General features: G+C 35.4%; 12 protein-coding genes and 1 tRNA gene. 2 read left to right on the top strand and 11 right to left on the bottom strand.

Annotated elements, in window-relative coordinates:
• Nucleotides 1–476: 476 nt before the first annotated feature.
• Both APF76_13010 and APF76_13015 read right to left on the bottom strand, forming a co-directional pair.
• Nucleotides 477–1,427: a GTPase gene (locus tag APF76_13010; GenBank protein ID KUO51569.1), complete on the bottom strand. Its 951-nt coding sequence runs from the start codon at nucleotides 1,425–1,427 to the stop codon at nucleotides 477–479.
• A gap of 140 nt (nucleotides 1,428–1,567) precedes the next feature.
• Nucleotides 1,568–1,978: a hypothetical protein gene (locus APF76_13015; GenBank protein KUO51570.1), complete on the bottom strand. Its 411-nt coding sequence runs from the start codon at nucleotides 1,976–1,978 to the stop codon at nucleotides 1,568–1,570.
• 136 nt (nucleotides 1,979–2,114) lie between these two features.
• On the opposite strand from APF76_13015, the gene APF76_13020 reads away from it, so the two are divergent.
• Nucleotides 2,115–3,002 (top strand): hypothetical protein, encoded by an 888-nt coding sequence (locus APF76_13020; protein ID KUO51571.1) that lies wholly within the window; start codon nucleotides 2,115–2,117, stop codon nucleotides 3,000–3,002.
• A gap of 25 nt (nucleotides 3,003–3,027) precedes the next feature.
• Complete coding sequence (locus tag APF76_13025; protein KUO51572.1) at nucleotides 3,028–4,185, top strand: hypothetical protein; 1,158 nt, start codon at nucleotides 3,028–3,030, stop codon at nucleotides 4,183–4,185.
• A gap of 36 nt (nucleotides 4,186–4,221) precedes the next feature.
• On the opposite strand, the gene APF76_13030 is transcribed toward APF76_13025, so the two are convergent.
• From APF76_13030 to APF76_13070, 9 genes are all read right to left on the bottom strand, one after another.
• Nucleotides 4,222–4,806, bottom strand: coding sequence for a GTP-binding protein (locus tag APF76_13030; protein KUO51573.1), 585 nt, complete (start codon nucleotides 4,804–4,806; stop codon nucleotides 4,222–4,224).
• Entirely contained in the window at nucleotides 4,796–7,144 is a 2,349-nt protein-coding gene (locus APF76_13035; GenBank protein KUO51668.1) for a DNA-binding protein, read from the bottom strand. Before APF76_13035 ends, APF76_13030 begins: the two co-directional genes overlap by 11 nt.
• A 143-nt stretch (nucleotides 7,145–7,287) precedes the next feature.
• The gene (locus APF76_13040) at nucleotides 7,288–8,982 is read right to left on the bottom strand and encodes a Lon protease (GenBank protein ID KUO51574.1); all 1,695 of its coding nucleotides are present in this window, start codon (nucleotides 8,980–8,982) and stop codon (nucleotides 7,288–7,290) included.
• A gap of 152 nt (nucleotides 8,983–9,134) precedes the next feature.
• Entirely contained in the window at nucleotides 9,135–10,382 is a 1,248-nt protein-coding gene (locus APF76_13045) for an ATP-dependent Clp protease ATP-binding subunit ClpX (protein KUO51575.1), read from the bottom strand.
• A 43-nt stretch (nucleotides 10,383–10,425) separates the two neighbouring features.
• On the bottom strand, nucleotides 10,426–11,028 hold the full coding sequence (locus tag APF76_13050) for an ATP-dependent Clp protease proteolytic subunit (GenBank protein KUO51576.1): 603 nt from the start codon (nucleotides 11,026–11,028) through the stop codon (nucleotides 10,426–10,428).
• Between the two features lie 66 nt (nucleotides 11,029–11,094).
• Nucleotides 11,095–12,432: a trigger factor gene (gene tig, locus APF76_13055; protein KUO51577.1), complete on the bottom strand. Its 1,338-nt coding sequence runs from the start codon at nucleotides 12,430–12,432 to the stop codon at nucleotides 11,095–11,097.
• Nucleotides 12,433–12,624: 192 nt separating this feature from the next.
• A tRNA-Gly gene (locus tag APF76_13060) sits at nucleotides 12,625–12,699 on the bottom strand.
• Between the two features lie 257 nt (nucleotides 12,700–12,956).
• Nucleotides 12,957–13,289 carry a hypothetical protein gene (locus APF76_13065; protein KUO51578.1) on the bottom strand — a complete coding sequence of 111 codons (333 nt, stop codon included), beginning with the start codon at nucleotides 13,287–13,289 and terminating at the stop codon, nucleotides 12,957–12,959.
• Nucleotides 13,290–13,628: 339 nt separating this feature from the next.
• Nucleotides 13,629–13,892: a stage V sporulation protein S gene (locus APF76_13070; GenBank protein ID KUO51579.1), complete on the bottom strand. Its 264-nt coding sequence runs from the start codon at nucleotides 13,890–13,892 to the stop codon at nucleotides 13,629–13,631.
• Between the last annotated feature and the right edge of the window lie 189 nt (nucleotides 13,893–14,081).

A 14,081-nucleotide genomic window follows, 5' to 3' on the forward strand; every position in this document is an offset into this window, starting at 1 on the left:
TTTATCCTTCATGCCCCATGAATTACTACAAAATTTAATTGATGGGACACTCACATTGACATCCTTGTTGATTGTCATACTGCTAACTATGATCGTTTATCTTCATTTTACTTTAAACATTAAAAAAAGCCATCATCCTTTTTTAAGGACGAAAGCTTTCGCGGTACCACCTTAATTCCAAAATCAAACAAACACCAGTAATGAATAAAAATATTCCTTACTGATAGAAGTTCAACTTTATTGACACTTAACCAGTTATAACGGACTGACCCGAAAATGCTTACTAGCTTCAGCATTTAGTCTCCAGGGCGACTTCACTATAACTTACCTCATGGTCTTTCAGCCAAAGGACCAATTCTCTCTAGAGGAAGAAAATAGTTACTACTTCCTATCATCGATTTAGAAATCAGAATTCAGAAGTTAGGAGTCAGAAGAAACTATTCTGTTTCCTATATTCTGTATTTCTGTATTCTATTTTATTTATCATATACACAATTAAAAAAATTGTCAAGAATTGTCTCAACTACCTCGTAGGGTCCCAAGGATTTATTATAGAGTTTGTCCAATAATTTTTCCCATTCACTATTGTTTTTAATTTCTTTAAATACAGATTCTTTTATCTTTAAGGACATTATTTCTTCAACTTCTCTACGCAAGCGCACCCTTTCTTGCTTTTGCCAAGTATTATTCTTAAATAAATGCTTCCAATGATCTTCTATACTACCACACAATTTATCAATACCCTGATTTTTGCTTGAAACAACAGGGATAACAGGAATATCCCACTCTTGCTTCGCCTTAAGGTGTAAGAAGCCTTCTACTTCTCCTTTTACCTTGGTTGCACCATCTAAGTCAGCTTTATTTATCACAAACACATCCGCTATTTCCATTATTCCCGCTTTTAATATCTGTATAGTATCACCTGCGTTAGGAGTTAGTACTACCAAGGTTGTGTGAGCAACATTCATTACCTCAATCTCAGATTGGCCCACACCAACAGTTTCCACAATTATTATATCCTTACCAAAGGCATCCATAAGCCTTACTGCATTTTTTGTGCCCTGGGATAACCCACCTAAACTACCCCTGCTACCCATACTTCTTATGAATACACCATCATCTAGAGAATGCTCCTGCATTCTAATTCGGTCCCCCAAAAGTGCTCCTCCAGTAAATGGACTAGTTGGATCAATAGCTATCACTCCTACTGTTTTACCCTGTTTCCTATAATAACTTATCATGCAGTCTACCATAGAACTTTTGCCGGCTCCAGGAGAACCAGTTACCCCTATAACAAAGCCCTTCCCCGTATGGGGAAAAAGAGTGCTTAATATTTCTTCTGCTTCAGGCAACTCATTTTCGACAGCGGTTATTGCCTTTGCCAAAGCTCTAATGTTACCACTTAGCAGAGAATCTACTAAATTCACACTTCCACCACCTATGCTAAATAATTTGTGCCTATCCATCTAGCTCAGAAGACAGAATACAGAATTCTACTTTCACATCCATAATTTAAGTGTAGTCCTAGCCTAACTTGCTAGTCATATACCATTTAATTGTATCATAATTATAGCTTTACTGAGTATCTCTTTTTCTGGTCTTTTTCAATCCTCTTCTCCATGATATTTAGCTTATGTATATTAGAGCCACACATTCCAGCAACTGTTCCAAAGAAAATTTTACTTATAAACTCTATAGAAATCTCTAAAGGAACAACTCCAAAAACAAAATATAATAATGTAAATGGTAATTGATACAGTGCGCAAATGGCTATATACAAGCGCAAGTTTCTCCAATCTTTACTATAATAACCTATAATTCCTAAACCTATTAAGAGTACTACCCATAGACTTATATTCCAGGCTGATAAGCTTATGTATGGATCCCCAAATGATATCTGAAATAATAATATAATGAACCATGTAATAAAAGTAATTGTCCACATAAATATTAGGCTAAGCTTTGCCTTACTTCTCACTTTCATCACTCCCCTTTAATTGATCAACTTAATTAATCTTATGCCAAATAGTGTACTATCATAATTGTTTTTCTTGACTTTTCAACTAGATGTGTGAAAATATTAGATTCAGGCGAGTTACAAAAGGAGAGAGTAAATGATAATTACTAGACAAATTAAAGCAGATTTACTTCTATTATTGGTGGCATCAATATGGGGACTAACCTTTGTAGTTATTAAAAATGCCTTGGATGATATTCAGCCCTTTACATTTAATGCTTATCGGTTTTTGATTGCGAGCATCTTTATGCTTCTTATATGCTGGTTTAATAAAAGTAAATTTGATAAAAGATTAATAAAAATTGGTAGCATCATAGGTTTTTTTCTATTTCTAGGTTATACCTTTCAAACAGTTGGATTGCAGTATACTACTGCTTCAAATTCTGGTTTTATCACAGGCCTTGCAGTTGTCTTTGTGCCTCTATTTGCTACATTAGTTATTAAAAAACTTCCCGGAATTTATAGCATAGCTGGGGCAATCTTGGCAGCTCTGGGACTATTCTTTCTTTCCGTTGATAGCAGTTTAACCTATAACATTGGCGATATAATCACACTTTTTTGTGCAATTTCCTATGCTATATATATACTCCTATTAAGTAAGTACTGTCTAGGGTTTGATACCATACCATTAGTAACAATGCAGATTGTCACAGTAGCTTTTTTAAGTCTCTTATGCTCAGTCTTCTTAGAAAGCTCACTCGTTAGCATGACTTCTTCCATTGTAATAGCTTTACTTGTTTGTGCAATACCAGCTACCTGCCTGGCATTTATGATCCAAACCTGGGCACAAAAGTTCACAACACCCACACGTACTATAGTAATTATCACTACTGAGCCAGTTTTTGCTGCTATTTTTGCATATATGTTTCTTGGAGAAATATTTACTTCCAGACATCTATTTGGTGCAGCATTAATGGTTATGGGAATTCTTCTAGTTGAGTTCAAAGGAGAAACCCAAGAAGCTGTCACTAGTTTAGATAGTTAGTTGCGGAAATGGAGGTCTATAATCCATGCAAAAATTCTCAAAAAGATATAAAATTTTAATAGTTGATGATGATGAAATGAACCTAGGTTTATTAGAAGCTTTTTTAACAGCTACCAATGAAAATTATCAACTTATTAGTGCAGTTAACGGCTCCCAAGCTCTTGAAAAAATAGATAAATATAAACCTGATTTAGTCTTATTGGATATAATGATGCCTATAGTAAATGGATATGAAGTATGTTCCAAGATAAAGAGTAACCCGGATACTAGATTCTTACCTGTAGTGCTTATCACCGCATTAAATGACAAAGAAAACAAAATCAGGGGAATTGAAGTTGGTGCAGATGATTTTCTTACTAAGCCAGTTGATAGGATCGAGCTACTCACACGAGTTAAATCCTTGCTTTTAACAAAATCACTTCATGATGACCTTGAACATCATTACAAACTTCTAAAAAAGGAACTTGCAATGGCCAAATATCTTCAAGAAAGCATACTTCCTCATTCTGTTCCAGACATAGACTCATTAGATATAGCAGTTTTCTACGAACCTAGTATCGAAATTGGAGGAGATTTCTATTATTTTATGGAAATAGATGATGATAATCTTGGTGTATTCCTGGCAGATATTTGTGGTCATGGAGTTTCTGCAGCGATGAAAAGCATGGTACTAAAAGATAGGTTATTTCAGAATAGGCATTTATGGAAGGATCCAAAAAAATTAATTGAAGCTTTAAACTATGGACTTATAGACTTCTTTTCTTTAACAGATAGTGATAGCTTTATCACAGCTCTTTACCTGATTATTAATACAAAAGATTGGGAGTTAAAACTTGTTAATGGTGGACATCCTGAACCATTACTTCAGTACGATAATGAAAGTCGTGTATTAAATGAGACCACAACCTTACCAGTTGGTGTTTTTGAAGACATTAAATACGAAGAGTTTAGTGTTTCTCTTCCTGTTGGTGGTAAAGTATCTTTGTTCACAGATGGATTTTTTGAAATACAAATCTCAAAGGACCAACAGCTTTCCATTACAAATTTCTATGATAAATTAGATCAATTAAAAGACTTAAATGCAAATGACACAATCAATGCCATTATTAAATATATAGAAAAAGTTAGTGAAGAAGATCCAACTGATGACAGAAATCTAATTGTCATAAAAAGAAAAGAATGATAACAAAAAACTCCGTAGATTTCACGGAGTTTTATATTAGTCAATATGATCCATAATAATCTTCCACACATCTTCCTTACCCTCTCTATTCATTGCTGAAAATGTAATAATCTTAGTATCAGATGCCAGTAAGAGTTTTTTCTTGATATCACTTAGATGCTTAGAGTATTTCCCCCTAGAAATCTTATCAGCTTTTGTAGCAACCAATAAATTTGGTATTCCGAATCTTTGTAACCACAAATGCATTTGGACATCAAGATCTGTAGGTTCGTGCCTAATGTCTATGAGCTGAATTACTAATCTTAGGTCTTCTCTTTCTTTGAGATATTCCTCAATAAAACCAGCCCATTGTTCTTTCATACCACCAGATACAGCTGCATATCCATATCCTGGTAAGTCCACCATATGGATTTCTTCATTTACATCAAAGAAATTAATTAAACGTGTCTTACCTGGTCTTTGACTAGTTTTTACAAGTCCTCTTCTGTTAACGAGGGTATTAATAAGTGAAGATTTGCCTACATTTGACCTTCCTACAAAAGCAATTTCCGGTTTTCCTCCCACAGGATATTGATCTTTTTTTACAGCACTTGTTATAAAAGTGGCACTTTTAACCTTCATTTTCTCCCTCTTTAGGTACCTTATCCAAAAGAGCAAAAGCTAATACTTCATCCATATGTTCTACAAGATGAAAATCCATCTTTCTCTTAACTGATTGAGGTACATCTTCGAGACTTTTTTCATTTTCTTTAGGTAGTATTACTTTTCGAATCCCTGCTCTGTGGGCAGCAATAACCTTTTCTTTTAGACCACCTATAGGAAGTACTCTTCCCCTAAGGGTTATTTCACCTGTCATTGCTAAATCCTTAAGAACAGGCTTGTTTGTATATGTAGATGCCATAGCAGTAGCTATTGTAATGCCTGCTGACGGACCATCCTTAGGAATTGCTCCTTCAGGAACATGGATATGGATATCATGATCTTCAAAGGTTTTTGAGTCAATTCCCAGATTGTCAGCTCTAGACTTAATATAACTAAAGGCAGCATATGCAGACTCTTTCATAACATCCCCAAGCTGACCAGTCAACGTCAGTTTGCCCTTTCCCTTATAAAGGGTTGTCTCCACAAATAGAACATCTCCACCTACCTCAGTCCAAGCTAGACCGGTAGATACTCCTACTTCACTTTCTTTTTCCGCAATTCCATATCTATATCGAGGAATGCCAAGATATTTTTCTATATTTTGAGCAGTTATTTTAAGGCTTTTTTCTTTCTTAGCAACAATATCTCTAGCTGTTTTACGACATATTGTGGCCAATTCCCTTTCTAGGTTCCTGACTCCTGCTTCTCTTGTATACTCTCTTATTACTCTTCTGAGACCATTTTCTGAAATGTCCAATTGCTTTTCCGTTAAGCCATGTTCTTTCAATTGCTTAGGTAACAAGTGGATACTTGCGATTTTATGCTTTTCTTCTTCTGTGTAACCAGAAAGATAGATTATTTCCATTCTATCAAGCAATGGTCTAGGTATATTATATTGAATATTGGCTGTTGTAATAAACATTGTCTTAGACAAGTCATAAGCTGCTTCTATGTAATGGTCACTAAAAGTACTATTTTGTTCAGGATCTAGTACCTCTAAAAGGGCTGCAGATGGATCTCCTCTAAAATCCATACTCATCTTGTCTATCTCATCTAATAAAAATACAGGGTTTTTAGTACCCGCTTGTTTCATTCCTTGAATTATCCTACCTGGCATTGCACCTACATAGGTTCTACGATGGCCACGAATTTCCGCTTCATCCCTTACTCCTCCCAAGGACATCCTAACAAAGTTTCGCTGTAATGCCCTAGCAACTGATTTTGCCAATGACGTCTTTCCTACTCCTGGAGGACCAACAAAGCAGATAATGGGACCCTTCATTTTTTTTGCTAACTGTCTAATTGCTAAATACTCTATGATTCTATCTTTAACCTTATCAAGAGCATAATGATCTTCATCTAATATTGTCTGTGCCATATTGATATCTAGCCTATCTTTAGTCTGTTTATGCCATGGAACTGACAGTATCCAGTCAAGATAATTTCTTACTACAGTTGCCTCTGCGACCATTGGAGGCATTTTTTCCAGGCGGTCTAATTCCTTTAAGGCTTTTTCTTTTGCTTCCTTGGGCATACGTGCCTTTTCTATCTTTTCTTTTAACTCTTCAGTTTCTGCCTTTAGGTCATCCTTTTCCCCAAGCTCTTTTTGTATTGCTTTCATTTGTTCCCTTAAATAATACTCTTTTTGGGTCTTTTCCATTTGCTTCCTGACCCGCATATTAATTTTTCTCTCAAGTTCAAGGATTTCCATTTCTTTGGCTATTATCTCACAAAGAAACTCTAACCTTTTAATGATATCAATTTTTTCTAAAACCTGTTGCTTATCGTGAGGTTTTAAGGTTAGATGAGCTGAAACTACATCAGCTAGTCTGTCAGGTTCATCGACAGTAACAACTGACACTACTGCTTCTGGTGGTATTTTTTTGCTAACCTTTACATAGTTTTCAAATTTATCTACTAAGGTTCTCATTAAAGCTTCTATCTCAGAACTAATTATGATTTCTTCGGAAAACTCTTCTGCGTCAGCTCTTAGATATGATTGATCATCTAAGAAATTAACGATTTTCGCCCTTACTTTTCCTTCTACCAATACTCTAATTGTTCCACCCGGTAGTTTTAATAGCTGCTTAATTTCAGCAATTGTCCCGGTATGATAAATTTCTTCAATTGCAGGTTCGTCAGTTTGGGCATCCTTTTGCATCACTAATAAGATTTCTCTATTTGTAAGCATCGCTTCATCAATTGCACTAATTGACTTTTCTCTGCCGACATCCAGATGTATAACCATATATGGAAATACTAAAACACCTCTTAATGGAAGTACTGGAATACCCTTTCTTAAATTAGATGCTTTAATTGTCACGTAAACACCTCCTGGTGAGTTCGAGTGGTATTCTAAGGCAAAAAACTTAGCCATGTCAGGAAATAGTCTTAGTGATATTCTACATGATAATACTATTTCCTGCAAAGGTTTCCTTTGTTGGGTTATTAATCCACAGTTTAAATCTGCGAAGCTGTAAGTACTTCTACATTTGACAAAACACCTTGACAACTTTCAATATTTTCTTGGAGAATCGCTATTGATAATACTTCTTCAAGAGTTTCTACAGGTTTTACCTCTATATCATCAAGAAGGCTAAACATTTCTTGCCAGTTATCTTTTGGTATAATGACTGTTTTAGCACCTCCATGGCGCGCAGCTTCAACCTTGGCTACTATGCCACCGACAGGCTTTACAAATCCCCTTATAGACACTTCACCTGTCATTGCAACTTTGTTATCCACAACAATCTCCTTGATAGCTGAGTAAACTGCTGTTGCAATTGTTACACCAGCTGATGGTCCATCTATTGGGACACCTCCAGGAAAATTTACATGTATATTATAGTTGTATGGATCTAAATTAAAGTTTCTTTTGAGAACTGTTAAAACATTTTCTACAGAATCTTTCGCCATACTCTTTCTGCGAAGTCGTTTTCCATCCTGAGATCCCATTTCCTCCTCTTCAACTACTCCTGTAACAACAACTTTACCCTGACCCTTTTCTGCCTTTAAGACACTTACCTCAAGTTCTAGCAACATTCCAACGCTTGGACCACAAACTGCCAAACCATTGACAAGCCCAATCTGGGGACTGGAATGAATTTTTTTTTCAGGTCTAGGAGAATACTGACCACTATTAACTACCCATTCCACATCTGAACATAAGATGTTTTTTCTACCCTCTCCTAGGGCCAGGCCTGCTGCTATTTGGATAATATTTACGGCATCTCGTCCATTTGTGCCATATCTAGCAACCACCTTTACTGCACTCTGTTCTATTTCAAAACCAATTTTTTTTGCGCCATTCCATGCTATTTCTTCAATTTCACAGCTGAGCAATGGCCTGAAAAACACCTCCATACATCTAGATCTAATTGCCGGGGGAATTTCATTTGGTAGACGTGTGGTAGCGCCCACCATGCGAAAATCTGCTGGTAGACCATTTTGAAATATATCATGGATATGACTTGGGATACTATTATCTTCAGAGCTATAGTATGCACTTTCTAAAATAACTCTCCTATCTTCTAACACCTTCAGTAGCTTGTTTATCTGAATAGAGTGCAATTCTCCTATTTCATCAATAAAAAGCATTCCTCCATGTGCCTTAGTTACTGCTCCTTGTTTAGGCTGAGGAATCCCTGCCATACCCATAGCACCTGCTCCCTGATATATTGGGTCATGGACTGAACCTATCAGGGGATCTGCTATTCCTCTTTCGTCAAACCTAGCAGTAGCCCCATCAATCTCTATAAACTTTGCCTCACTTTTAAAAGGTGAATCAGGAGATTTTTTTGCCTCTTCTAGTACTAGCCTAGCAGCAGCAGTTTTACCAATTCCAGGAGGCCCATAGATAATTACGTGTTGTGGATTGGGTCCACAAAGAGCCGCTTTTAGAGCCTTTAAACCTTCCTCCTGTCCTATAATTTCGGTAAAACAGGTGGGGCGAGTTTTTTCAGATAGAGGGAGACTTAAGGTAACTCTGCGCATTTTTTGAAGCTTTTCTAACTCTTTCTTTGATTCTTTTTCAACTGCTACTTTATTACCCTGCTGATTTTTTAGTAGATTCCAAAAATATAGTCCTATAACAATAGCAAAAAATATTTGAACAAAACCTAATACACTTCCCAGTCCAGCACCATATGAATACATCTTTAACAATCCAACTCCTTTTCCCAGCTAAAACTTAAAGTCCTTTGCTTAAATATTATTGCCAACAGGATTATTTTTATCCGAATATATCCCCTGGAAAAGGAATTTACTAAAAATAAAAAAGGCTCTCAGTTGAGAGAGCCTTTAGATATCTATGCAGTTTCTTCCTTTTTATCTAGTGTTAGTATTGGGGTTTTTTTACCCTCAACAACCGCTTTAGTAACAGCACAATGTTTAATATCCTTTTTGGAAGGAATATCATACATAACATCTAACATAATATTTTCCAATATGGCTTTTAAACCCCTAGCTCCTGTTTCTCTTTTAATAGCTTCCTTTGCAATAGCTTCTAAAGCCTCTTTTTCGAATTCCAAATCCACAGTATCCATTTCAAATAGCTTCTGGTACTGTTTAACTAGTGCATTTCTAGGTTCGGTCAGAATTTTCACAAGAGCACCTTCATCTAAGGCTTCAAGGGTAACTATAACCGGTAATCTACCAACAAACTCCGGTATTAGACCAAATTTTAATAGATCAGTTGGTAAAATATTGTTTAAGACTTCTCCAATATTCTTATCTTTCTTGCCTTTGACTTCAGAGCCAAAGCCAATTCCTTTTTTACCAATTCTATTACCTATGATTTTATCCACTCCATCAAAAGCCCCACCACAAATAAAGAGAATATTGGTTGTGTCTAACTGAATAAACTCTTGATGAGGATGTTTTCGGCCACCTTGCGGTGGTACACTTGCAACAGTACCCTCCAAAATCTTTAGTAATGCTTGCTGTACCCCTTCACCAGAAACATCTCTTGTTATTGATGGGTTTTCAGATTTCCGTGCTATTTTATCTATTTCATCAATATACACGATTCCTTTTTCAGCTTTTTCAACATCATAATCTGCAGCCTGTATCAGCTTTAACAAGATGTTTTCTACATCTTCTCCAACATAACCTGCTTCGGTTAATGACGTTGCATCTGCAATAGCAAATGGTACATTTAATATTTTAGCTAATGTTTGAGCTAAAAGAGTTTTCCCACTACCAGTAGGGCCTAGCATTACTATATTACTCTTTTGCAGCTCAACATCATCAACTTTCATACCCATATTAATTCTTTTATAGTGATTATATACAGCTACAGCCAAGGACTTTTTAGCTTTTTCTTGACCTATTACATATTGGTCAAGAATTTCCCTGATTTCTTGTGGCTTTGGAACATCGCCCATTTCTATACCTAGTTCTTCACTAAGCTCTTCTTCAATTATTTCGTTACACAGTTCGATACATTCATCACAAATATATACTCCAGGTCCAGCTACAAGCTTTTTAACCTGATCCTGTAGTTTACCACAAAAAGAACACTTCAACTGCCCTTTGTCATCGGTGTACTTATACATTATTTCACCTCACCAACTTTTTAGTACGCCTTGTAAGAGCTAACTATTTCTTACTGCTTAATTCTCTAGTTGTCATTACCTTATCAATTATACCATAATTTTTAGCTTCTTCTGCTGTTAGGAAATAATCTCTATCTGTATCTTTTTCAATTTGTTCTAATGATTTTTTTGTGATATCAGCTAAAATTTTATTTAATCTTTCCTTAATGCGAATAATTCTTTTAGCATGTATTTCAATATCAATCGCTTGACCCTGGGTTCCACCTAAAGGTTGGTGAATCATTATTTCACTATTTGGTAAAGCAAATCTCTTTCCTTTTGAACCTGCTGCGAGCAAGAATGCTCCCATACTAGCTGCTAATCCTACACAAATAGTTTGAACATCTGGTTTAATATATGTCATTGTATCAAAGATTGCCATTCCAGAAGTTATAGATCCACCTGGGCTGTTAATGTATAAATGTATATCTTTATCAGGATCATCTGCTTCTAGAAATAACAACTGAGCAATGACAAGGTTAGCTACATGATCATTTATTTCACTGCCTAAAAAGATAATTCTATCTTTGAGCAACCTGGAATATATGTCATAAGCTCTTTCTCCCCTATTTGTGTGTTCAACTACCATTGGTACAAGCACAGACATAAATATACACCAACTTTCCTCTTATTTGTATTCGTATTATACTGCTTGATTTTGGTTACTCATTTTTTATAAATTTTCTTCTTTATTTTCACTTACAGTTTCTTCAGCCTTGGGTTCTACTATTTTAGCACTTTCAACCAGTAAATTGACTGCTTTATCAATCATCAAACTATCTTTAAAAGAATCAAGTCTACCTTGACTTTGTAGGAAAAGTTTAATTTGCTCAGCAGGCTGCTTATTCTGTTCTGCAACTTTTTCAATTTCTTTATCTAGCTCTTCATCAGTAACTTCAATATTCTCGGTTTTAGCAATAGCTTCTAATATAAGATCTATTTTAACACTATTTGAAGCGTTCTCTTCATACTGTTCCCTCATTTGTTCCATACTACTATTAGTAAACTTTAGATAGTTTTCCAAAGTTAGACCCTGCTGCTGAATTCGAAATTCCATCTCTTTAATTAAATCATCAATTTTTCGTTCAATTAAAACATTAGGCACTTCCACTTGGCAACCTTCCGCCACTTTATCTAATACTTTATTTCTAATTTGTTGCTCATTTTCCTGCTCAGCTGCCTTTTTTAACTTATTCTCCACATCCTGCTTTAATTCCTCTAAGGTTTCAAATTCACTTATATCTTTTGCAAATTCATCATCAATCGACATTAACTTCTTTACTTTGACTTCATTCATTTTTACTTTAAAAGTAGTCTCTTTTCCTTTTAATGTTTCATTGCCATAATCTTCTGGGAAAGTTATAGTAATATCCTTTTCTTCACCAGGTTTCATGCCAACCAATTGTTCTTCGAAACCAGGAATGAACGTTTTAGATCCAATTACTAGGCTGTAATTTTCACCTTTACCACCTTCAAAAGCTTCTCCATCTAAGAAACCTTCAAAATCCATAATTGCAGTATCTCCCTCTTCTAATGCTTTATCAGGAACTGCCTCAATTTGAGCATGTCTCTGCTGCATTGTTCCAAGGTAGTTTTCTATTTCTTTTTCCGTAACTTCTGCATCCTTATGCTTTACTTCAACACCTTTATAGTTCCCTAACTCTACATCAGGTTTTACAGGAATCTCAGCTGTAAATATTAAAGGCTTTCCTTCCTCAAATTGTACTAAATCTATGTTTGGTTGGTCAATTGGCTCAATTTTTTCCTGTTCAAGTGCTTTTATGTATGTATCTGGTAAAATATCATCAACAGCTTCAGCGCTAATTGCTTCGCTACCTACAAATTTCTGAAGTACAGTTTTGGGTACTTTTCCCTTTCTAAAACCAGGTATGTTTACCTTACTCGCTAATTTTTTTGCAGCCTTATTTACTGCACCTTGAAATACTGAAGATTCTAATTCTACTTCTAGTGTGATTTTACCGTTTACTTTTTCTTTAATACTAGTTTTCATTATGATCCCCCTTAAATTCTATTCCTTTAATTTATTTAAAATTGTCACATTCAGGTAAATATATAACAAATGAACTAGAATAAGTATATTATAAACAACTGCTATAAATCTAAACATATTAAGCCTAAATAGCCTTAAATATACTAACACCTCGGCTTGGATAATACCACAAACCGAGGTAATAGTCTAGTTTGGAGCGGGAAAAGGGATTCGAACCCTCGACTTCAACCTTGGCAAGGTTGCACTCTACCACTGAGTTACTCCCGCAAATTTTTAATAGTCTAGATTATTCACCTAGAAATATTAGCACTAACTATTTACTTTGTCAAGTGATAAATATGGTAATCTTTAAGCATAGCATCTTTTAAAAAACTCATTTTAATTTTTCTTTCGGCTCCCAAATATATCTTCACTTGTTTCATATTCTCTTCAAAAATATAGGACTGGTTATCTAGTTGAACAAAAGTTTCGGGATGAACCCTATTTAAAGTAACAACGGCTTTGTCAGAAGTTTTTATTTTGACTTACCGACAGATATACCTGTTGAACCTAACTTCATCCACGCAAATATCTCCATTAGCGAGCATCTCGCCACCTCTAAAAGCTCCTTTAACCCTAATCTCCTTCCCTGCACTCAAGGAACATTGATAGCACCCCTGGCCAACTACAGCAATATTACAACTGGTTTCAAGGACACTACTTTGCGCATAAGAACAAAAGATATCACAAGCTTCCTCGGGTATTCCTTCCAAAAATTTAGTTAGATTTTTTATCTTTTCAAGTATGCTGCAAGCCTCATCAAATAATGATAAATTCTTTCTCAAACTACAAGCAATTAAATGTTCAATATTTAACACCAACTCTTTAATTACTGATGGAAAAGGAATATCCTCTTTCTCTATAACAGAAATAATCCAATAATCAGCTTTTCGAGTTGTCCCTTAGTATAATCAATTAAATACATTGTAATTCCATTAAAGTGTTCTTCACCGAGTTTATTCCCATGCTGTGACTATTCTCTGATTCTTATTGCTTCCTTTATAACCCACACTAATATTTCATCGAATTCATTTAACAGACGGCCAATCTTCTTACCTAGCAGTCTGGCTCATAACATTAATGTGTCCTTATCATCTGGTGGGCAATAAAAAAAGCACTCCAAGAGTGCCTTTAATTTTTGAAACAATAAATAAATGTTATTTACGAGGACCTACAATGAGTTTTATTGCTGTTCTTTCTTCTCCATCAATTTGAACATCAATAAAGGCGGGAATGCAAACAAGATCAATACCACTAGGAGCCACGAACCCTCTGGCAATAGCCACCGCTTTAATTGCCTGATTAAGAGCTCCTGCTCCAATTGTCTGCATTTCAGCTTTCCCCTTTTCTCTTATAACTCCTGCTAGAGCTCCTGCTACCGAATTAGGATTAGATTTTGCTGAAACTTTTAATATTTCCATTAATTATAGTTCCCCCTTTACCACTCTTTAATTGTTCGGTTTAGTGCTTCTTTCTCTACTAGCTTCTTGAATTGCATCTATTGCAAAGTTTACATACAGAATATTTAGTAATTATAACATCTGTAAGTTTTATTCTCCATAAATAGCCATAAACCTTTATTGATTTTTAACTTTCATTTTTGCCAAAAG

The organism is Desulfitibacter sp. BRH_c19 (assembly GCA_001515945.1).
GTDB lineage: Bacteria > Bacillota > DSM-16504 > Desulfitibacterales > Desulfitibacteraceae > Desulfitibacter.

Excerpts from the sequence above, each read along its gene's own strand:
- APF76_13020 (KUO51571.1), top strand. The coding sequence starts at position 2,115 with ATGATAATTACTAGACAAATTAAAGCAGATTTACTTCTATTATTGGTG.
- APF76_13025 (KUO51572.1), top strand. The coding sequence starts at position 3,028 with ATGCAAAAATTCTCAAAAAGATATAAAATTTTAATAGTTGATGATGAT.
- APF76_13030 (KUO51573.1), bottom strand. The coding sequence starts at position 4,806 with ATGAAGGTTAAAAGTGCCACTTTTATAACAAGTGCTGTAAAAAAAGAT.
- APF76_13040 (KUO51574.1), bottom strand. The coding sequence starts at position 8,982 with ATGTATTCATATGGTGCTGGACTGGGAAGTGTATTAGGTTTTGTTCAA.
- APF76_13045 (KUO51575.1), bottom strand. The coding sequence starts at position 10,382 with ATGTATAAGTACACCGATGACAAAGGGCAGTTGAAGTGTTCTTTTTGT.
- APF76_13050 (KUO51576.1), bottom strand. The coding sequence starts at position 11,028 with ATGTCTGTGCTTGTACCAATGGTAGTTGAACACACAAATAGGGGAGAA.
- tig (KUO51577.1), bottom strand. The coding sequence starts at position 12,432 with ATGAAAACTAGTATTAAAGAAAAAGTAAACGGTAAAATCACACTAGAA.
- APF76_13070 (KUO51579.1), bottom strand. The coding sequence starts at position 13,892 with ATGGAAATATTAAAAGTTTCAGCAAAATCTAATCCTAATTCGGTAGCA.